Origin of the sequence: Paenibacillus shenyangensis (assembly GCF_000346635.1) — a bacterium.
Lineage (GTDB): Bacteria > Bacillota > Bacilli > Paenibacillales > Paenibacillaceae > Saccharibacillus > Saccharibacillus dauci.
The window spans coordinates 16712-38889 of sequence record NZ_AOIG01000028.1 but is presented as its reverse complement, the minus strand read 5'-3'; the positions used below and the strand labels follow the sequence as shown (position 1 = coordinate 38889).

Below are 22178 nucleotides of genomic sequence, written 5' to 3'. Positions count from 1 at the left end.
TTACAAATCCGGATGGGTATAGAATACTCAATCTAATGTATTAATTAAAATTTTATGCAATATATTTGATATTTAAGATATACTGAAGTCTATAGTCTATAGTCTATATGGCAGCTTCAAGAAAGGAGCTTGATATGTCTACCATCCTGAGTCGAAATAATGTAAGAGTTACAGGGAAAGGAAGTCAGCCCATTGTTTTTGCTCATGGTTTTGGATGCGATCAAAGTATGTGGCGATTTGTTGCCCCTGCATTTGAAGAAAATTACAAGATTATCTTATTTGATCATATAGGCTCCGGAAAATCCGATCTTCAGGCATATGATGCCGACCATCATAATCGGCTTACCGGTTATGCGGAGGATATGCTCCAGATTTGTGATGAGCTTCGGCTGGAAAGTCCCATATTTATTGGCCATTCGGTCAGCGGGATGATCGGTCTGCTCGCTTCACTATCGAGGCCGGGTTATTTCAAAAATCTGATCCTGATTGCACCTTCACCGCGATACATCAATGATTTACCCGATTACATAGGCGGTTTTGAACAAAAGGATATTGAAGAACTCCTCTCATTAATGCAGCAAAACCATTTGGGTTGGGCAAGCTTTCTCGCACCAATCGCTATGGGAAATCCGGATCAGCCGGAGCTGACTGCTGAATTGCATGAGAGTTTTTGCTTGTCCGATCCAGTCATTATACAACAATTTGCCGAGATTACCTTTATGTCGGATTATCGTTCCGAACTCCGGCATGTGACAGCACCGGCACTTATTTTACAGTGTGATCAGGACTATATTGCCCCTCTGGAAGTAGGGGCTTATATGCATCAGCAGATCCCGCACAGCATCTTTCAGCTAATGGAAGCGACAGGACATTGTCCCCATATGAGTCATCCGGACGAGACAATTTCCCTGATTGAGGAATATCTGACTCAGTCAGTTACGGGAATGGAGATGTCACGCTGATGAATAAACGATTGGACCAGGTGTTCTGTGGCTATATGTCATTATCTTCCGGGCATCTTATTACAGCTGCAAATGAAACGCTGCTGGAGCTGCTGGGTTATAATCAGAACGGACTTTATGGCTGTCATTTTGAATCGATTCTTACCCGGGCCAGTCGTATTTTCTACCAGATGTATTTTATTCCAAGAATTCGTCTGAATACCAATATTGAAGCTCTTCAGTTGGCGATCAAGTCAGGAGACGGTACCGAAGTTCCATTTCTGATCAATGCGAGAATACGAGAACGGGAGGGAGCCGCTGTATATGAATTGATCCTGCTTCCCATGCATCAGCAGATTCAACATGAAGAGCAGATTCGTATACTCAACCAGGAAGCCAAACGACTGCAGCAAGAACTGGACATGCTTAGAAATTCGGCAGAAGATTCCGCTGCAGGTCAGCAGGAATTGGCCCGGCAGATTGATCTCCAGGAACAAAAAATTGAGCTGATGGAATCGTATGCCAGTAAATCCAAACCAGGCGAATCACTCTTGACAGGTTCGCAGCAGATCGAGTAATCTCTATACTAACTTATTTTAGCAAATATGGTATGCACTATACTTCATCTTGCTAATCATCAATAGCTATGATCAGGACCCCTTGGTTCTTCCATCGCTGTACAGAGAGGAAATCCACCGGCTGCAAGGTTTCCCGCTGCGATTGAATCCGGCCCCTATCCTGTGAGCTGCAATATGCAGGCAGAGAATGCTACCTCTGAACTGTATTATTATTGCCGGCTGCCTCCGTTAACGGCTGAAGGATTACATAATCGCAGACGTATCGTATGTATTCTGCTTGCTGCAGAATCATGTTGCTGCTGATTGGTAATCGAAATTAGGGTGGTACCACGACACATTCGTCCCTGACGGATGTGTCTTTTTTGTTTTTCCATACATTGATTAGGGAGGAATTCAGGTATGAAACAGAGTCAACTGCTAGCCGTCACGCTGCGTGAATCTCCTGGAGATGCAGAAGCAGCAAGTCACCGTTTATTGCTGCGGGCAGGCTATATTCGCCAGCTTGCAGCAGGTATTTATACGTATCTGCCACTTGGACGCATGGTGCTGCGCAAGTTGGAGCAACTGATCCGCGAAGAGATGGATCAGAGTGGTGCCCAGGAAGTGCTATTGCCAGCGATACAGCCTGCCGAACTATGGCAGGAGTCCGGCCGCTATGATCGGTATGGTAGAGAACTGCTCCGTCTTCAGGATCGACACGAGCGGGATTTTGTGCTCGGACCTACGCATGAAGAAGTCATAACCGACCTGATTCGTAGCGAGATCGGTTCCTATCGTCAGTTGCCGGTTACCCTGTATCAGATTCAGACCAAGTTCAGGGATGAGCGCCGTCCACGATCCGGTCTGCTTCGCGGAAGAGAATTCCTGATGAAAGATGCCTATTCTTTTGCCATGGATGAAGTCACTATGCAGCAGTCCTACAAAATAATGTATGATGCCTATCATCGTATTTTACAGCGCTGCGGACTGGACTTCCGCGCTGTGGAAGCAGATGCAGGATCGATCGGAGGACAGGGCAATACACATGAGTTTATGGTTATGACCGAGGCTGGAGAAGACACGATTGCTGTCTGTACCCATTGTGATTATGCTGCCAATCTGGAAAAGGCAGAATCTGCGGTAATCCCATCGGTTGCTGGGTTCGATACCAATGCTACAGCCATAGCAGTCTTGTCGCATGAAGCAGATGCAGATACAGAGATCACTCCAATCCATGTGTCCCATTTGACTGCAAAGACAACTGAAGTCGGGAATGGATTACAGCCTGAGAAGTTTCATACTCCAGGTTGGCGAACGATCACTGAGCTGACCCAGGCATTATCAATTACAGCAGATCACATCATCAAAACAGTCATTTTCCTGGCGGATCAACAGCCAATTGCTGTATTGATTCGTGGAGATGAAGAGATTAATGCAATCAAAGTCCAGAATTATCTGCAGGTGGATGAATTGATTCTGGCTGATGCAGACACGATTCAACGTATAACAGGCGCTCCGGTTGGATTTGTCGGACCCTATGGGCTTGTATCTAACGATTTGACCTGGCTGGCTGATTACTCCATCCTCCCGCTGCAGGATGCTATCGCCGGAGGCAATGAAGAGGACTATCATTATCGTCATATCAATGTGGAACGTGACCTTAACCTCCTGCATATCGGCGATTTCCGCAATGTTCGTACCGGGGACAGTTGTCCGCGCTGTCAGGAAGGACATATTCATTTTCAGCGTGGGATCGAAGTGGGACATGTGTTTCAGCTGGGAGATAAATACAGCGCTGCGATGAATGCTACCTATACGGATTCATCCGGTCAGGATCAATTTATACAAATGGGCTGCTATGGCATTGGTGTATCCAGACTGGTCGCTGCGATCGTAGAGCAGCATCATGATGAGCAGGGGATATGCTGGCCTGCTGCGATAGCTCCCTATCAGGTACATCTGATTCCGATCTCTACCAAGGATGAGCAGCAGATGAGTGTAGCTCTCCAGCTGTATAAGAGACTGATCCAGGCTCATCATGACGTACTTCTGGATGATCGGGAAGAACGAGCCGGCGTCAAGTTCAAAGATTCCGATCTGATCGGCATCCCAATACGCCTTATTATCGGCAAAGGAGCTGCTGCAGGCGAAGTAGAGTACATGGAGCGCAGCACGGGTATACGTGAGCAGTTGACTATCGAAGACGCGATTCAGCGTGTTCTGACAGCAGGTATCAGACCGTAGATGCGATGAAATGAAATTACTTTTAATAAATGTTTTAAAAAGTTCTGCTCTGATGATATGATAGATGCTGAATCAGCAGATATTCCAAAGATGGAGGTTATTGCACCTATGGCTACACTGTTTCTGATTGTCATCTATTTATCCTTTATCAGCCTGGGAATTCCCGATTCCATGCTGGGAGCAGCCTGGCCGGTGATGCATCTGGATATTCGGGCGCCATTTGGAGCAGCGGGTACATTATCGATTATCGCATCGGTAGGTACTATCCTGTCCAGTCTAGTCAGTGGGACCCTGCTGAACAAGCTGGGCACCGGACTGGTCACCCTGATCAGCTGCTGCCTGACTGCCGGAGCACTGCTCGGTTTTGCTTTTGTTCCGTCGCTGACCTGGCTGGCAGTACTGGCAATTCCGCTCGGAATTGGTGCAGGTGCGGTCGATTCCGGGCTGAACCATTATGTAGCCTCCAATTATAAAGCCCATCATATGAGCTGGTTGCACTGCTTTTGGGGTGTAGGAGCCACTACAGGACCTATTATTATGGCCTACTATATGGGGACGGAAAGTTCATGGAGAGGCGGTTATCAGGCCGTAGCCATTATACAGATGGTGCTGGTTGTTATCCTACTGTTCACGCTGCCGCTCTGGAAAAAAGTAGCCTCGATTCAGCAGGAAGCCAAGCAGCGTGAGAAGCAAACCCAATCTGACTCCGAGTTACATACAACAGATTCAATATCGGATACCGATCTTTCTTCCGCTACGCCTGCCACCAAAGTGAATTTATTGCGAATCCCTGGCGTGAATTTTACACTGCTGACGTTTCTGTTCTACTGCGGAGCAGAAGCAACAGTAGGATTATGGGGAGCCAGCTTCTTCGTTGGAGCGCGGGGAGTGACTCCCGAAATGGCTGCAGGCTGGGTGTCGTTGTATTTTGCCGGTATTACACTGGGACGACTAATCACAGGCTTCCTGACACTGCGTATGAGTAACCGCAAGCTAATCCTGATTGGGCAGCTGGCTGCCGTTGCAGGTGGAATTCTGCTGCTTATGCCCCTACCGCCGGTTCTACTAATGAGCGGTCTGATTCTGATTGGTATCGGATTTGCCCCAATCTTCCCGGGACTGCTGCATGAGACACCTGCCCGTTTTGGAGAAAAGAATGCTGCTCGGCTAATGGGTTATCAGCTGGCTATGGCGTATGTGGGTATTACTATTTTGCCGCCTTTATTCGGATTGATTGCTGCTTACGTACATGTAGGATGGTTCCCGTTCGTTGTTCTTGCTTACATTCTGCTTATGCTGCTATTTGCAGAACGCGTGAATCAGAAATTAAGACCTGCCTAGCGTTTAATCCTATCTATAAGCAAATAGGTATTATAATTTGATATACAAATTGTGTTTTTGGATTGCCATTTTCTCGCTTACTTAACCTCCAGCTCATACCCATGAAGCTGGAGGTTTTTTATGTAGTAATTCCTGATTATTATATATGTAATTACACAAAAAGAGAATCAAAATCATTGACACAAAAATGCATAATATGTAAAATTACCACATGTTTGATTGCGTTTACATAATAATGCATTGTATTTAACCATTTGGAAAATACATTGCAGAATGCCGGAATCAGACATGTATTTTGTAATACAATCCATTTGACGAGGAGAAATGATTATGCAAAAAAACAAACTCTGGCTGCTGCTTCAAATTGTAAGTCTGGCAGCGATTATGGCACTTGTACTGCCAACCTTCTCTACGGTTCATGCTGCTGATGGTGACGGTACCACAGCCAGCATATCTGACATTCTGAAAAATCAGCAGGCGGATGGCGGATGGAAAAAATACTATGACGAAAACAGCGGAGACTGGGCCAAGTCAACGATCGACAATAAGGCTACATATACGGAAATTCGCCGACTGGCTGCCGAATACACCAAAACCCGTAATAGCCAGTACTCGGCTGCAGCTATCAAAGGTATCAACTTCCTCTTGACTATGCAGTATGCCAACGGCGGCTGGCCTCAGGTATACAAAGCTTCCGGCTATCATCAGCACATCACATATAACGACAATGCAATGGTCAGTGTAATGACGCTGCTGGATGAAGTAGCCAACAAAAAAGGCGACTTTTCCTTTATCGACAATACCCTGGCTGGCAAAAGCAAGCAGGCTGTAGACAAAGGTATCGACTGCATCCTGAAAACACAGGTTGTATCCGGCGGTAAACTAACTGCATGGGGACAACAACATGACTCTGTTACGCTGAAACCGGCAGGCGCTCGTATCTATGAAGTACCTTCTCTGAGTGCAAGCGAAAGTTCGGGTATCGTAGCCTTTCTGAAAACAAGACCTGCTACTTCCCAGATCACAGCATCGATCAAAGCAGCGGAAGACTGGTTCAAAGCAGTCAAAATTACCGGCATCCGCGTTGTAAAAACAAGCTCTGATGTAACGGTAGTTAGCGATCCAAGTGTAACTACACCGATCTGGGCACGCTTCTACGAACTGAACACCAACAAACCAATCTTTGTTGGTCGTGATGGTGTAGTGAAATATCAGCTTAAGGATATTGATCAGGAGAGACGTACCGGTTATGCATGGTATGGCAACTGGCCTTCCAAGCTGGGAATTAATTAATTTGATTCCATTGCATTTGGTTATGTATGGTCGACTATCCTGAGCAGTACTATGATGTATGGCTCTATATACGATCAGGCTATTCCAGACAAAGATATGACTATAACAATAAAGACCTTCTTCCGCCAAGGAAAGAAGGTCTTTATTGTTATAGTCGGCACGGAATATATCCATATTTGATCCATAATAGAGTTGATTATTCTGTATCGTTGGTATCCATAATCATTTGTAAATTGCCCTTCGTTGCCGGAAGGTTTTATCTTCCTGCATTCAGGTATAGGTTACACGCCCACAGCCAGAATATGCAGACAGCGTCAGGTTGCAATCAGGAAGAGGAAGCTTGTTGTTGCTGTTTATATTCTTCCAGCGTCAGCTGCTTGCTCGTGATCTCACCTGCTATTGTTTTACCAACATAGCGCAGATGCCATGGCTCGTAGGTGTAGCCGGTAATACTTTCCTTGCCTTTGGGATAACGGATAATGAATCCATAGGAAGAGGCATGTTGAGCAAGCCATTTGGCTTCCTTGGTTCCGGCAAAACAGCCGGTGGCTGCGCAGCGGCCGTTCGATCCGCTTACATCGATAGCAAGTCCGGTCTCGTGTTCACTGGTACCTGGATACGCACTGTAGGTACGAGCTTTGGCTTCACCATCCCGGCGTACATAAGCTTCAAAGATCGCTTTCTGACGAGCATGGGAACGATACGCAGAGACGCCGGCCAGCGGCACATGGTCCTGATCAGCTGCAGCAAACATTTGCTTCAGCGCAGCGGCTGCTTCTTTGCGCATTTTGCGCTTTTCGATCTTCTCTTTAAATGTAAATCGTACATCGGCATACACCAGATCTGCTGGCGTATACTTTTCCGGCAGTTTATTCTGCTTGTTAACCAGTACATCAATTGCTTCCGGCTGAGTAACCGTCTTCATCGCCGTACCGGTACTGGCTGTCGGACGGAGCGAGACGGGCGAAGCGGAAGTGTTGACTGTATTGGCGGACTCTCTCGGTGTTTTAGCGAGAGGAGCCGTGGCGGTATGTACCGGAGTAGAAACTGGGCTATATGGCTGCTGTGCGTTCGTACTATTGCTGCTGCAGGCAGACAACAGGCAGATCGTACTGATCGCTGCCATCACAATTCCTTTTTTGTTTATCATTTGTTATTCTCCTTTTCCAAAAGCATCTCGTCTGCATACGGCGCGGATGATAGCCGCATTGCAGTGTGTGCAATAAATCCTATCCTCTACATAAACTTTATTCATTATGCCAGTTCATCGTATCTATATCGTATCGAACTTGTTGCTATCTTGTAAATGTTTCCCGGGAATTCGGCATGGACTTCATTGCCACTCATGCTAAGATAGTATAGCGTGTAACCATAGAGAAGACAGGAAAGGAAATACAGCAATGAAGAAAGTAATTGTAATCGGAGCAGGAATTCTGGGCGCTTCGACAGCGTATCAGCTCGCCCAGTCCGGAGCAGAGGTGCTTTTGATCGATCGGCAGGATCAGGGGCAAGCTACCGATGCGGCAGCCGGCATTATCTGCCCGTGGCTGTCCCAGCGTCGTAATCAGGCCTGGTATCGTCTTGCAAGAGGCGGAGCACAGTTCTATCCGGAGCTGATCCAGGAGCTCGAAAATGAGGGAGAGACCGATACCGGGTATGCGCAGGTAGGCGCACTCAGTATTCATACCGATACCGGTAAAATCGGCAAAATGGAAGAACGGGCGCGCTCGCGCAGAGATAATGCGCCGGAGATCGGGGAGATCACTATACTCGATGAAGAGCAGACCCGTCAGCAGTTCCCGCTACTACAGGAAGGTTATCAGGCTGTACATATCAGCGGCGCAGCTCGTATCGATGGACGTGCTTTGCGGGATGCGCTGATTCGGTCAGCCATGCGAAATGGAGCTGCATTTATTCAAGGAGACGCAGTCTTGCAATGGGAAGCGAATCGTATTACTGGAGTTCAGGTTGGAACGGATAGGTATGCGGCAGATGAAGTTGCTGTCTGCGCAGGAGCCTGGGCCCATTCGCTGCTGCGACCACTGGGTATTGATTTCAAAGTCAGCTTCCAAAAAGCACAGATTATGCATCTACAGACGACGAATCAGTCCGATACCGGCAGCTGGCCGGTGGTAATTCCGCCTACGGATCAGTATCTGCTGGCTTTTGATGATCAGAAGATCGTGATCGGAGCTACTCATGAGAATGATGTAGAAGGATATGACACCCGAATTACAGCTGGGGGCATGCAGGAGGTACTCAACAAAGGCCTGGAGCTGGCACCGGGACTGATGGACAGTACTTTTCAGGAAGTACGGGTAGGATTCCGTCCATTCACACCAGGATTTCTGCCTGTGATCGGCAGGATACCTGGCTGGAAAGGTCTGCTGGCGGCCAATGGGCTCGGAGCATCCGGTCTGACGGCAGGGCCATATCTGGGCAGTCAGCTTGCCAAGCTGGCGCTGGAGATGGACCTGGATATTACAATCGAGGATTATGATATCAGCCAAGCTATCGAACAGATTTCGCTCTAAAATATTTTTGGTTTTTCAAAAGAGTTCTGAAAGATATGTAGATGATTACGTTCTCCCTTTAGAAAGTTCAAATTAAGAAGCAGCTGCTCCGGTGGCTGCTTTTTTTCGTATTCCCATCTCTAATCATGTGTGCTTAGCACGTTATTCTTTTCCATTGTATACTGGTAAAGATGCTGTGTTGGTAATAAAAAGAATTTTAAGAAATACAAGGAAATAAATATTATCCATACCATCCAATCAAGTACAGGCGAAGGGAGCTCTATATAATGACGAGCAGACACAACCATGCGGAAAATGAGAAAGAGTCCCGGCAGTTCTGGCAAGAATATTTGAGAGGGATTACAGAAGCTTCTATTCTGCCGCAGCGCTTCACCAGTATAGAGCAAAATCGGGATACCTATGCCTCCATTCCCGAGCAGTATGAGCAGGTAGTCTACTCATTTGGTCAGGATCTCACTGCTTCCCTGATGGAATACGCCAGCAGCAGCGAAATCGCGCTGACTACACTGCTGCAGACGATCTGGGGCATTGTACTGCAGAAATACAATAACAGCGAAGAGGCTGTATTGGGCATGCAATTTTCCGGCAGCAATCAGGAACAGGGTTCATTTGCTGTACCGGAGCGTCGTATTCTTCCACTTCGCATAAAGACTTCCCGTACCACAACTTTCCACGAGTTTTGCCGGGAAGTTCAGCAATCCTGGGCATTGATAATCAACCAACCATTATATAACCCGATAGAACTTCAGGAGATTGCGGATATTTCTCATCCGCTGATTAATCATGTGCTTGTATTTGAGCATGACATGCTAGATACTGCTTATTCGGCAGACAGCAAGAACGAGATAGCATCATCTTCATCATCTACAAGAAACCATCCTGATAAATCTTACTTTGTGGATTCAGGTTCAGAAGAGGAGCATCTTCACTACAGCATCCATATCCGTCTGGATCGGACCCTGCATATCTCTTTTTCATACAATCCTGCCGTATATGATCGTGATCGTGTGCAGGCGGTCTGTCAGCACATCTCCCAGATTGCCGAGGCAGTTATGAAGCATCCCCATCTGCCTGTGCATACTTTCTCCATGCTGACTGCAGCAGAGCAGTATCAACTTATGCATACATTCCGTGGACAAACTATAGACCTGCCTGCAGACAAGACAGTACATGAACTTTTCGAGGAATGTGTCCAGCTGCAGCCGGATGCTGTAGCGATTGTCTGTAACGGACAATCCTTTACCTACAGGCAACTGAATGCCAGAGCGAATCAATTGGCACGTATTTTGCGCAGGAGAGGAGCGGGACCGGAGCAGATTATTGGCATTATGGCCCATCATTCACTGGAGATGTTCATTGGTGTACTGGGCATTATCAAGTCCGGTGCTGCGTATCTGCCTATAGACCCTTCGTATCCGGTACAGCGAGTATCTTATATGCTGGAAGACAGCCTTACGACGCAGCTGTTAATTCAGCCGGATCTGGCTCTTCCCGAGTCTTATACAGGAACGACCATCCTGCTTGACCCTTCGGTATGGGAAAAGGAAGAAGACCATAACATCGAGTCGCTGCATGAAGATCACCATCTGGCATATGTCATTTATACATCCGGTTCCACGGGACAGCCCAAAGGGGTAATGATCGAGCATCAGGCACTTGTGAATCTGTGCAGCTGGCATAATCAGGCTTTTCAGACTTCTCCAGCGGATCGCAGTACCAAGCTGGCAGGCTTTGGATTTGATGCTTCGGTATGGGAGACATTTCCGACTCTGCTGGCTGGTATGACGGTACATATTATCGACGAGAGAATACGCGGTGATATTTACGCACTGCAATCGTATTTTGCAGAGCATGATATTACGATTGCTTTTCTGCCTACCCAGCTGGCTGTTCAATTTATGGAGCTGGATCATCCTGGTCTGCGTCTGCTGCTGATTGGAGGAGAGCGCATCCAGCAGTTCAAGCCGCAGTCGTATCAAGTGATTAACAATTATGGACCTACCGAGAATACGGTGGTAACGACCAGTGGTTCGCTGGATGCGGATTCTCCTGTACTTACGATTGGCAGACCGGTCAGCAATCATCAGGTATGGATCCTGGATCATGCCGGACAGATGCAGCCTGTTGGTGTAACGGGAGAGCTGTGTGTATCTGGAAGCGGGCTGGCACGCGGATATTTGTATCGTCCGGAGTTGACGGCAGAGCAATTCACCCGTCATCCCTTGTTCCTCGAAGAGCGAATCTATCATACCGGAGATTTGGCATGCTGGCTGCCGGATGGGCAGATTGAATATAAAGGTAGAAAAGATGAACAGGTCAAAATCCGTGGTTATCGTATTGAACCCGGCGAAATCGATGTTCAGCTAATGCAGCATCCAGCTGTTCGTGAATCGCTCACCATTGCCAAGCAGGATCAAGAAGGATATGCCTATCTCTGCGCATACATCGTCTCCGATAGAGCATGGACAACGACCGAACTGCGTGAACATATCCTTCGTGCATTACCGGAGTATATGATTCCTGCCTATTTTATACAGATCGATCAGCTGCCGCTAACTGCCAATGGCAAAGTAAACAAATCGGCGCTGCCCGATCCGCCAGCCTATTCGTCCGCTTCTTTCGCGCCTCCGGTAACCGATAACGAGATGGCACTTGCTGTCCTCTTCGAACAGATACTGGGTGTTCGGCAAATCGGCATTCATGATCACTTTTTTGAACGAGGAGGTCACTCTCTCAAAGCGATGACACTGGTATCCAGAATTCACAGGGAAATGAATATTGATATTCCGCTGAATGAAATCTTTTTAAGACCGACTGTACACGAGCTTGCCGATTTTATGGACCAAGCCGAACACAATCTATTCCGCAGCATCCCGCGGGCGCCAGAGCAAACCTATTACCCGGTCTCATCCGCGCAGCGGCGTATGTATATGGTTCAGCATATTCAGGATACAGCGACTACAGCTTATAATATCCCACTCCTTTTCGAAATGAAGGGACATCTGGACCCCGCAAGACTTAATAGCGCATTGCAAAGATTGATCGCTCGGCATGAGAGTCTGCGGACTTCTTTTCATATGATTGACGGGCAGCTGATGCAGCATATTCATGAGGATATATCGTGGGAAATGGAGATTCATGAGACTGCAGCAGCTGAACAGCAGATGATGTTGCCGTCTTTTATCCGTCCATTTGAGTTATCCGGGGCTCCGCTGATCCGCGCAGGTCTATTCCGCTTCGGACAGGATCATCATCTGCTCCTGCTGGATATGCATCATATTATCTCGGATGGGGTATCCACAAGCATCCTGTTTGAGGACTTGCTGAAGCTGTACCAGGGGGAAGTGTTGCCCGAACTCGCGCTTCAGTACAAGGACTACGCTGTCTGGCAACAATCGGAGATGGGCAGGTTGAAGTGGGAAGAACACAAGCAGTACTGGATGCAGCAGTTGAACGGAGAACTACCAGTTATGGAGCTACCCACTGATTATCCGCGTCCTGCTATTCAGGATTATAGTGGTGCCCTATGGAAATTCCATATAGATAAAGAGCTGCATAGCCAGATGCAGCAGCTCTGTCTGAATCAGGGAGTCACTCTGCATATGCTGATGCTCGCTGTATTCCAGCTGATGCTATCCAAATATACCAATCAGCAGGATATCATCACCGGTGCTCCGATCGCCGGCCGTTCTCATGCGGATGTACAGTCCATCCCGGGAATGTTCGTCAATATGCTGGCATTGCGGACACGCCCTGCACCGGAACTGGTATTTACCGATTATCTGGCACAGTGCAGAGAGACGATCCTGGAGGCATATACCCATTCGGATTATCCCTTTGAAGAACTGGTAGAACAGCTTGGACTTCAGCGCGATGTAAGTCGGCATCCGCTGTTTGATGTACTGTTTACCGTGCAGAATTTTACCAAACCCGAGTTTCGTCTGCCGGGTCTGGATATCCTTTCTGTCGATCCGGACTGGAATCCATCCAAGTTCGCGATGAACTGGACCGTACTGGAAGGGGAGATGCTGGAAATTACTGTAGAGTACAGTACCAGCCTGTTCCAATCTTCTACGATTGTACGGATGGCGGAACATTATACCGAGCTGCTGAGACAGATTGTAGCTCATCCGCAGCAAAGTCATGCCGAACTCCATATGCTGAGTTCTGCCGAGTATGAGCAGCTGACAATCACATTCAACCAGACAGCTGCCCAGTATCCGAAAGAGCAATGTATTCAAGAGCTGTTCGAGCAGCAGTGCAGACTACATCCGGATCGTCCGGCAGTCATCATGGGAGAGCGGCAGCTGACATATGATCAACTGAACCAGCAAGCCAATCAGCTTGCCCATACGCTGATCCGCCGCGGCGCAGGATACCACCCAGGTAAGAATCAGATCATCGGTCTGCTCTCTGAACGTTCACCGGAGATGATTATTGCTATTCTGGCTATTCTCAAAGCAGGTGCTGCGTATCTGCCGATCGATCCGACGCATCCGGCAGAGCGCATCCTGCGTATGCTGTCTGACAGTGAAGCATCTTATGTAATTTCACAGCATCGTGAGCTGTGGACGGATTCCAATCGCTATGATGGTGAGGTATTGTATCTATCGGATCAGCCGGGTCAGGCAGAACCGGTATATTCTCCGCCTATCATGACACAGCCGGAGCAGCTGGCATATGTTATGTATACCTCAGGTTCGACCGGACAACCCAAAGGAGTTATGGTTACGCACCGGAATATTGTAAAAACCGTGATCAACAATGGTTTCCTGGATATTACACCACAGGATCGGGTTTTGCAGCTGTCCAATTATGCTTTTGACGGTTCTACATTTGATCTGTATGGAACTCTTCTCCATGGTGCAGCACTGGTACTGGTCACCCGTGAACAGTTGCTTCATCCGGTATCCCTGATCGATTACATGCGCAGCCAGCAGATTTCGGTAACCCTAATGACCATTGCGCTGTTCAATACCCTTGTAGAAGTGAACCTGAATGGTCTAACCGGTCTGCGCAAGCTGCTATTTGGAGGCGAGCAGGCTTCACGTGCCCATGTGGACAAAGCGATCCGTACACTGGGAGAGGATGTGTTGATCAACGTCTACGGACCTACAGAAACGACTGTATGTGCAGCAGTATGGCCGGTGAATCAGATGCTACTGGATCAGGGACAGCTGCCGATCGGTCGACCGATTCATAATACATCCCTGTATATCCTGAATGCATCCGGGCAGCCACAGCCGGTCGGTATTACCGGCGAACTCTGGATCGGTGGGGAAGGCGTATCGTTGGGATATCTGCGGCGTCCGGAACTTACAGCAGAGCGATTTATCGATAACCCATGGATACCCGGGACGCGCATGTACCGCTCAGGGGATCTGGCCCGCTGGCTCCCGGATGGCAATGTGGATTATAAGGGACGAATTGATGAGCAGGTCAAGATCCGTGGCAACCGGATCGAGCTGGGCGAGATTGAAGCAGCACTGCTGGAACATCCGTCTATCCAGGAGACTGTCGTTATCGCTCTTCAAAAAGATCATGCTTATTCCAGTCTGTGTGCTTATATCATAGCCAACGAAGAATGGACGATCAGTGAACTGCGGTCTCATCTGGGGGTACGCATACCGGATTATATGATTCCTTCCCGTTTCATTGCGCTCGACCAGATACCACTTACACCCAATGGTAAAGTAGACAAACGGGCACTGCCTGTCCCTCATACAGATGGGGACCGGGAGATGATTGCTCCGCATACAATTACCGAAACAAGCCTGATCCAGTTGGTAGCGGAAGTGATGGAGATGCAACCGGAACAGATCAGTATGAATGATAATTTATTTGATATTGGCGGTCATTCGCTCAGCATTCTGAAAATGATTGGCAAATCCCATACGATCGGCTGGAAGCTGGAAATGAAGGACTTCTATATTTACCGTTCCTTTGCCGAATTAGCCTATAAAATAGATGCCGGAGAGTTGGATTCCAGGGACGAAGAAGTGTCAAAACCAATGTTCACCCCGGGTAACCCTGTACCGATTCCCGATGTACCTATTCAGGACAGAATGGTTCCACCGGAATCGATTTTGCTGCTGGGAGCAACCGGCTTCCTCGGTATTCATATTCTGCATGAACTGCTGGCTACAACCACCGCTCGGATTATCTGTCTGATTCGTGCTGAAGATGAACAGCAGGCGAAGGATCGATTGAACCGGAAGCTGCAATTTTACTGGTCATCCCGATATGATAACAGCAAGCTGGCTCAGTGGATGAATCGGGTAGAGGTTCGTCATGGAGATATGACCGAGCATCAATGGGGATTAAGCAGTAAGGAAATGCAGTCGCTGGGCGAATCGATAGACGCAGTAATCCATATGGCAGCGCTAGTGAAGCATTATGGATTCTACGAAGAGTTCGAACGTGTGAATGTTCAGGGAACTCGTTATGCAGCTGAGTTTTGCCAGCAGTTTCATTTGCCGCTTCATTATGTATCTACACTCAGTGTATCTGGATCCTATGCGCCGGAGAGCAGCGAGAACCTGGTATTTACAGAAAGGGATCTGTATATCGGTCAGGACTATCAGTCCAACGTATATCTGCGCAGTAAATTTGAAGCCGAAGCGCTGCTAATAGAGGAGATGCACTCCGGACTTGACGTATCTATTTACCGGGTAGGTAATCTGACCGGTCGTTATGCAGATGGTCAGTTTCAGGAGAACATACAGGACAATATGTTCTATCTTTCGCTCAAAGCACTGGCTCTTATGGAAGGAGCCAAATCTGCTGTTATGCAGGAAATGGTTGATCTGACGCCGGTCGATATCTGCGCGGCGGCCATTGTCCGGCTGATCCATACTCCAGGCGTACAGGAAAGAGTATTTCATTTGCATAATCCGCATTATGTGAGCTATGGGGAGATTTGTACGTCCTGGACACCCTATGGATTCAAGCCAAAGATCATGAGCTCGGAAGAAATGAAGAGCCAGCAGCAAAAGCTACAGTCTACCGATGAGATGCTGGCGGGGATTGTAACGACTTTGTTTGAATCGGATGAGCCAGTGAATATTCGTATTGATGTAGAGCGTACGCTGGCCGTGCTGAAAAGGATCGGCTTTACCTATCCCGTACCGGATAGAGAGTATATTAGCAAATTAATGGCTTATGCTGTAGAGAGTGGATTCATGTATTCGGAATCTTCGATTTACTAAGCTGGACGTTCAATTATCCAATTCACCTGTAATGTAATAAGCCCCAAACAATCCTGAAAAATATACAGGGTCGTTTGGGGCTTGTTTGGTAGAGTTACATGCAGACGCTTGGGATCATTATGCCCAGCGGTCAAACCAGTAAATATCGGTAATAATTTCTTGATCCATCGGAACACCGTAGGTCTCATGCAGCCATTGCAGGCTATTCATCTTGTCTTTGACTACCTTGGCTTCTTCGGGAGTCAATTCCTTGTCGATAACCTTGATGATAATATGGTCACTCCAGAAGTCATAAAAAATGACCCGTGCACCAATAGCTTCTTGAAGCGCCTGATAAAACCGTCCCCGCGGCTCACTGCCTCCTGCCATGATCGTATCCATAAAATCAATAGAGAACCGAACGCTGTGATAATTCTCAACCCCTTGATAACCCGAAGACTGCACGGCTGCAGCCTCATAGCTACTTGGAACGGTAGAAGAGACAGAGCTAGACTTCTCGACCTCAGCCGCGTATACGGATGATGAACTTGCAGTCACAGCAAGAAGGGACGCGGACAACATAAAGGTAGACCATTTGAACATAAAAAAACCTCCCATATCAGTTATGATCGTGCGGTAATACGTGAACAGCAGAAGTGCTATACATTTTGAGTATCCACATCCCACATTCATAAGTATGTATGTAAAAGGTTCCTGATGCAGGATAATATAGTGGAACACAACTAGAGTATATACCAGTTTACACCTCATTAATATCCTTATTTGTAAAAATATACTACATATTATAAAGTACGACTATTTTATGTTTTTCAGCCTCTTATTTACAGGCATATATGAGATACATTTGATCCTATACGACAGGCAGTGGTTGATTGAATGGTAGGAGAGGGTATTCATTTTTATACCATTTCTTAAGGAGGTCATTTTGATGTGCGGACGATTTACATTGCTGTCAGATCTCGATCAGATCCAGCAAGCCTTTCATATTACCAGCGTTCAATACGATCTACAGGCACGAACCAATATTGCTCCCGGGCAAGATATTGCTGTTCTGCATCAGGACAATGAAAAGCGTAGCCTGGAGGGTTTCCGCTGGGGTCTGATTCCTTCCTGGGCCAAAGAAGCCAAGATCGGCTACAAAATGATCAATGCCCGGGCAGAAACACTGAGCACCAAGGCTTCCTTTCGCTCGCTGATTGCAAGACACCGGGTAGCTATTATAGCGGATGGATACTACGAGTGGAAAAAAGAAGGCAAAGAAAAGCAGCCGTACCGTTTTCAACTGCAATCGAAGGAACCTTTTGCTTTTGCCGGATTGTATGACGAATGGGAATCTCCGGAGGATGGGGAACGAATCCGCAGCTGTACGATTATTACGACAGAGCCCAATACGATGGCTGCCGAGGTACATAACCGGATGCCGGTCATTTTAACCGCCAAGGCGCTGAATACCTGGCTCGACCCGGAGATGATAGACAAAGACCATCTGCAAAAGCTTTTGGTCGCGTATCCGGATAAGGAGATGATAAAATATCCGGTTTCCAAATCCGTCGGCAATGTGGCCAATCATAATGCAGAGTTGATCGAGGAAGTACCCCTAAATTCCAAATAACTCCATATAGCCGTTAGAATAAGATCTATCCAAAAGGATAGATCTTATTCACAAGGGAGTACCCTGGAAAATATATACTCAAAGATGCAAAAAATCCTGCTATACGTTCAAATTACAATTTTCACTCTCGATGCGGCTGTTTTGTATTTATTATTGGGAGGGGATCATATTATCTGGCTGCGGGAGACCTATTATCTCCCGCTGATTGGAGCCAATATCATTTTATTCTTTATATTATTGCAAAAGAAAATTCGACCAAACGCAGACGGCTGATTGTATTCATTATCATCAGTTTTATTTTGTTTATCCAGGGTTCAGCCACTGCACTTTTTCATCCTTATGAGTTTGTATACCAATACTCTCCTTCTCACAAGAATGGCATTATCATAGAAAAGCGAAAGGATTTGTGGGAAGCGAGAATATCGCACTATAGATTATTTCAACAAAAACATGGATTTTTGATGAAAAGGTTAAGCGATCATGTTATTACGATTACTGTACCGGAGGATTCCAACTACTCTGATAAAGAGATATTCGATGATAGAAGTCCGCAGTGGCTGGATGAACACCGGTTTAGAATTAATGGATTAAATGGACCCTACTTTTTTCGCTTGGACTGAATTTTATACGATTATGCAATTAAATAAGCCCATTGTTAATCTGTATGAGTTCTGGATTTATAGACAGGAAGTTTGCTATATTAGAGGAATCAACATGGCAACCTCATATTGGGGAATAAGGGAGGATTTATAGTGAGTTATCAAAACTGGGCCGGTAACTATACATACGGTGCTACTGAAATGATCTATCCTGAAAGTATCGACCAGCTGCAGCAATTGATCCAAAATCATAAAAAGATCAAAGTACTGGGCAGCGGTCATACGTTCAACTCGGTTACCGATACAGACGGTGTATTCGTATCGTTGCGTCATTGGAACCGTATGCTGGAATTGAACGAAGAACGCAGTACAGTAACGGTAGAAGCCGGTGCTACCTATGGAGATCTTTGTGCGCAGCTTAGTGAGACCGGTTACGCGCTGCATAATTTGGCATCTTTGCCGCATATCACTATTGCAGGCGCGATAGCGACATCGACCCATGGATCGGGTAGCAGCAATGTCAGCCTGGCAGCGGCTGTCGAAGGGATTGAACTGATTGACGCAAACGGTCAGCTGCATACGTTTAACCGAGGGGACGAGGAGTTTGCCGGTGTCGTTATCCATCTGGGCGCTCTTGGCATCATTACCAAGCTCACGCTGAAGGTAGTGCCTACTTATAAGGTAAGGCAGTTTGTATATGAGAATCTGCCGGTATCCGAGCTTCAGCATAATGGTGAAAAGATCTTTGCAAGCGCCTACAGTGTCAGTTTGTTCACCGATTGGCAGCAGTTGCGCTTTCACCAGGTATGGACCAAAAGCAGAGAGGAAGACGGACCAAGTTACGAAGGACGTGCCGACTTTTATGGGGCAGTACCTGCGACGGTTCCCTTGCATCCGCTCCCGGATATGCATGCCGAGAACTGTACCGAGCAGCTGGGCAAGCCAGGAATGTGGCATGAGCGGCTTGCCCATTTCAAAATGGAGTTTACACCAAGTGCCGGCAAGGAGCTGCAGAGCGAGTATTTGATGGCTCGTGCGCATATGTACGAAGCGAGCTTGGCTGTGCATGAACTGAGAGAGCATCTGGCACCAGTATTATTTGTGAGTGAAGTACGTACAATCGCTGCAGATGATCTGTGGATGAGTCCGTTTTACAATCAGCCATCGGTCGCGTTTCACTTTACCTGGAAAGACGATTGGGAGGGTGTGGAACGTGTACTGCCACTGCTTGAAAAGGCACTCGCACCATTTCATGCGCGTCCGCACTGGGGCAAGCTGTTCACTGTTCCAGCGGCGACATTGCAGCAGCAGTTTGATCAGCTACCGGCATTTCAGGAATTGATTCACAAGTATGATCCTACCGGGAAATTCAGCAATGCTTATCTGGATACGTATATTCGGAGCCATACCAATTGATTCAACCTTTGAAAAGGCGGTGCACGATGACGGAAGAACAACGAATTTTTGATGGGTTATTGTTCAATCCAGGTCATGCCGATCTGCGAAAAATCAAAGCCAAAGCGCACAAGCTTAGCCATCAATATAGTCTTACGTTCGAGGATCAAGTGGAGGAACGAGAAGAGATTCTTCAGCAGCTACTGGGTGCACGAGGAGAAAAGTGCTTTTTGCAGGGTCCTATTTTCTTTCACTATGGGACTCACACCGAGATTGGCAGTTCCTTTTTTGCCAATTACAACTTAACGATTCAGGATGACGCCAGGGTAAAAATAGGCAATTATACGAGCTTCGGACCGAATGTTACTATCGTTACTCCGGTGCATCCGTTGATTGCTTCGGAACGCCAGCAGATGATTGATCAGCATGGAGAAGTCAATTCATTATGTTATGCCAAACCGGTGACGATCGGCAATAATGTGTGGCTGTCTGCCAATGTAACGGTATGTGGTGGCGTGACTATTGGCGACGGATGTGTAATCGGCGCAGGAAGTGTAGTGACACGAGATATTCCAGCTCATTCCTTGGCAGCTGGAGTTCCATGTAAAGTGATCCGAACCATTACCGAGTCAGACAGTATGCGTTATCAACCTGAAGTTATGGGAGATTGTCGGATTAGGGAGTAAAGGGCATGCTAAAGCGAACTATTTGAGTTTTGATGTTTTGACTGGTTCTATATACTTCATTGTTGACCTTTCGTGTTAATCCTTGAGTATATAGAAAAGGTAATTACAACCGATTTCGTGGGAGTAAGCAAGATAGCTGTTTTATGAATAACAGATAACTTGCTTGCTCTTTCTTCATAATTGTAAGCTTTTACTATTCGATCTTTACCGGATTGGAAAATTCATGCTATCATAATGTCGAAACGTTTCGAATAGATGAAAAGGAGGCAATATCATGAGAAAAGTACGAATACTCAGTCTAATGTTAGCTTTTGCTTTACTAGCTAATCTGATATCTACGTCTGGCTTTGCAGCAGGTCAGGATTCCAAAAGAGCATCCGGATTCAGCAAAGAATTGAAAGCGATTGCAAAAAAGACATATAAATACTTTACCGATTATACAGATCCTGATACTGGGCTCACTTACGACGAGGTCAGAACTACGGATAAAGGGACCGAAGAAGCCAAACGTACTTCGCCTACCAATATTGCCATGTACATGATGAGTACTGTATCTGCGCAGCAAATGGGGCTGATTAGTAAGAAGGAGGCAGTATCACGTCTGCAGACAACTATCGGTACACTGGAGAAGCTGGATAAATGGAACGGGCTGTTCTATAACTGGTATAACACGGATGACGGATCACTCAAAAAAGACTGGGGACAGTTCATCTCCCAGGTAGACAATGGTTGGTTGTCAGCCGGTCTAATCGTCGTTGGTCAAGCGTATCCGGAGCTGCATGGACAAACAAGCAAAATGGTCGACAATATGAACTACACAACATTGTACGATCCGGAAGTGGGTCAATTCCGGGGAGGCTATGACGTCGCCAAAGGGACACTAACCGATCATCATTATGGCATGTTCTATACAGAACCGCGTGTAGGAAGCTATATTGCAATCGGTAAGGGAGACGTACCACAGGAACACTGGTGGAAAATGTATCGTACCATGCCAGCAGAATACGACTGGCAATCACAGATTCCTCAAGGTAAGGTGGTCAATTACGATGGGGTAGAGGTGTTTGAAGGAAGTTATATATACAAAGGCAAGAAGTTCGTACCCAGCTGGGGAGGCAGCATGTTCGAAGCGCTTATGCCGGGTATCGTCATAAATGAAAAAGAACTGGGCACCAAAGCGCTGGGATTGAATAATAAAAGACATGTCCAATTGCAGATTGAATATGCCAAAGAAAAGGGCTATCCTGCATGGGGATTTTCGCCTTCGGCAACGCCGACAGGATACAGCGAATTTGCAGCGACACCGCTTGGAACTTCAGGATACAAGGACAGTTCCACGGTGACAGCACATGCTACATTCCTGGCTCTGGAATATGCGCCAGAAGCAGCGCAGAAGAATATCAAAGCACTGCAAAAATTGAAAATGGCTGGCAAGTACGGATTTTATGACTCGGTCAATGTAGAGACCGGCGAACTGGCCAAAGCTTACTTGGCACTTGATCAAGGGATGATTATGGTATCAATTGCCAATTATCTGCAAGATGGAGTCATTCGTGATTACTTCCATAAGGACCCGATCGGCAAGAAACCGGAAGGCTTGTTAAAGAAAGAAGTTTTCTCGATTCAATAGAATCAAGAGGATTTTTCTTTATACGTATTTAAAAGGAACAAAGCAGAGACGAATCTGTTTTGTTCCTTTATTTTGACATGCATTAATCCGGATCATGGCATAACGTCCGAAATACCTAATAGTTCGGAAGAGAACTAT

13 protein-coding genes are annotated in these 22178 nt (G+C 46.8%); 11 read left to right on the top strand and 2 right to left on the bottom strand.

All coding sequences use genetic code 11. The features are described 5' to 3' along the window. Positions 1-134 precede the first annotated feature (134 nt). The 5 genes from H065_RS0121050 to pelA all read left to right on the top strand — a co-directional run bounded on the left by H065_RS0121050 (position 135) and on the right by pelA (position 6376). Positions 135-962, top strand: a complete 828-nt coding sequence (locus H065_RS0121050; RefSeq protein WP_017815071.1) for an alpha/beta fold hydrolase — start codon at positions 135-137, stop codon at positions 960-962. Beyond that, positions 962-1519, top strand: a complete 558-nt coding sequence (locus tag H065_RS27195; RefSeq protein WP_017815070.1) for a nitrogen regulation protein NR(II) — start codon at positions 962-964, stop codon at positions 1517-1519. Before H065_RS0121050 ends, H065_RS27195 begins: the two co-directional genes overlap by 1 nt. Before the next feature lie 399 nt (positions 1520-1918). Next, positions 1919-3742 carry a proline--tRNA ligase gene (locus tag H065_RS0121040; RefSeq protein ID WP_017815069.1) on the top strand — a complete coding sequence of 608 codons (1824 nt, stop codon included), beginning with the start codon at positions 1919-1921 and terminating at the stop codon, positions 3740-3742. A 108-nt stretch (positions 3743-3850) separates the two neighbouring features. After that, positions 3851-5083: an MFS transporter gene (locus H065_RS0121035; RefSeq protein ID WP_017815068.1), complete on the top strand. Its 1233-nt coding sequence runs from the start codon at positions 3851-3853 to the stop codon at positions 5081-5083. Between the two features lie 330 nt (positions 5084-5413). Next, on the top strand, positions 5414-6376 hold the full coding sequence (gene pelA, locus H065_RS0121030; RefSeq protein WP_017815067.1) for a pectate lyase: 963 nt from the start codon (positions 5414-5416) through the stop codon (positions 6374-6376). A gap of 325 nt (positions 6377-6701) precedes the next feature. On the opposite strand, the gene H065_RS0121020 is transcribed toward pelA, so the two are convergent. Continuing rightward, positions 6702-7526 (bottom strand): M15 family metallopeptidase, encoded by an 825-nt coding sequence (locus tag H065_RS0121020; protein ID WP_017815065.1) that lies wholly within the window; start codon positions 7524-7526, stop codon positions 6702-6704. A gap of 250 nt (positions 7527-7776) precedes the next feature. Here H065_RS0121020 and H065_RS0121015 point away from each other — a divergent pair, with 250 nt between their 5' ends. Further along, a complete protein-coding gene (locus H065_RS0121015) occupies positions 7777-8910 on the top strand; it encodes an NAD(P)/FAD-dependent oxidoreductase (RefSeq protein WP_017815064.1) in 1134 nt (377 codons plus the stop codon). A gap of 266 nt (positions 8911-9176) precedes the next feature. After that, a complete protein-coding gene (locus tag H065_RS0121010; protein ID WP_017815063.1) occupies positions 9177-16118 on the top strand; it encodes a non-ribosomal peptide synthetase in 6942 nt (2313 codons plus the stop codon). Between the two features lie 117 nt (positions 16119-16235). Here H065_RS0121010 and H065_RS0121005 read toward each other — a convergent pair whose 3' ends face one another. Continuing rightward, complete coding sequence (locus H065_RS0121005; RefSeq protein WP_017815062.1) at positions 16236-16700, bottom strand: hypothetical protein; 465 nt, start codon at positions 16698-16700, stop codon at positions 16236-16238. A 346-nt stretch (positions 16701-17046) separates the two neighbouring features. On the opposite strand from H065_RS0121005, the gene H065_RS0121000 reads away from it, so the two are divergent. From H065_RS0121000 to H065_RS0120980, 4 genes are all read left to right on the top strand, one after another. Then, the gene (locus tag H065_RS0121000; RefSeq protein WP_017815061.1) at positions 17047-17730 is read left to right on the top strand and encodes an SOS response-associated peptidase; all 684 of its coding nucleotides are present in this window, start codon (positions 17047-17049) and stop codon (positions 17728-17730) included. Positions 17731-18482: 752 nt separating this feature from the next. Continuing rightward, positions 18483-19745 (top strand): FAD-binding protein, encoded by a 1263-nt coding sequence (locus H065_RS0120990; RefSeq protein WP_017815059.1) that lies wholly within the window; start codon positions 18483-18485, stop codon positions 19743-19745. A 26-nt stretch (positions 19746-19771) separates the two neighbouring features. Further along, entirely contained in the window at positions 19772-20410 is a 639-nt protein-coding gene (locus tag H065_RS0120985; protein ID WP_017815058.1) for a sugar O-acetyltransferase, read from the top strand. 274 nt (positions 20411-20684) lie between these two features. After that, positions 20685-22040, top strand: coding sequence for a glucoamylase family protein (locus tag H065_RS0120980; protein ID WP_026136371.1), 1356 nt, complete (start codon positions 20685-20687; stop codon positions 22038-22040). Positions 22041-22178: the final 138 nt, after the last annotated feature.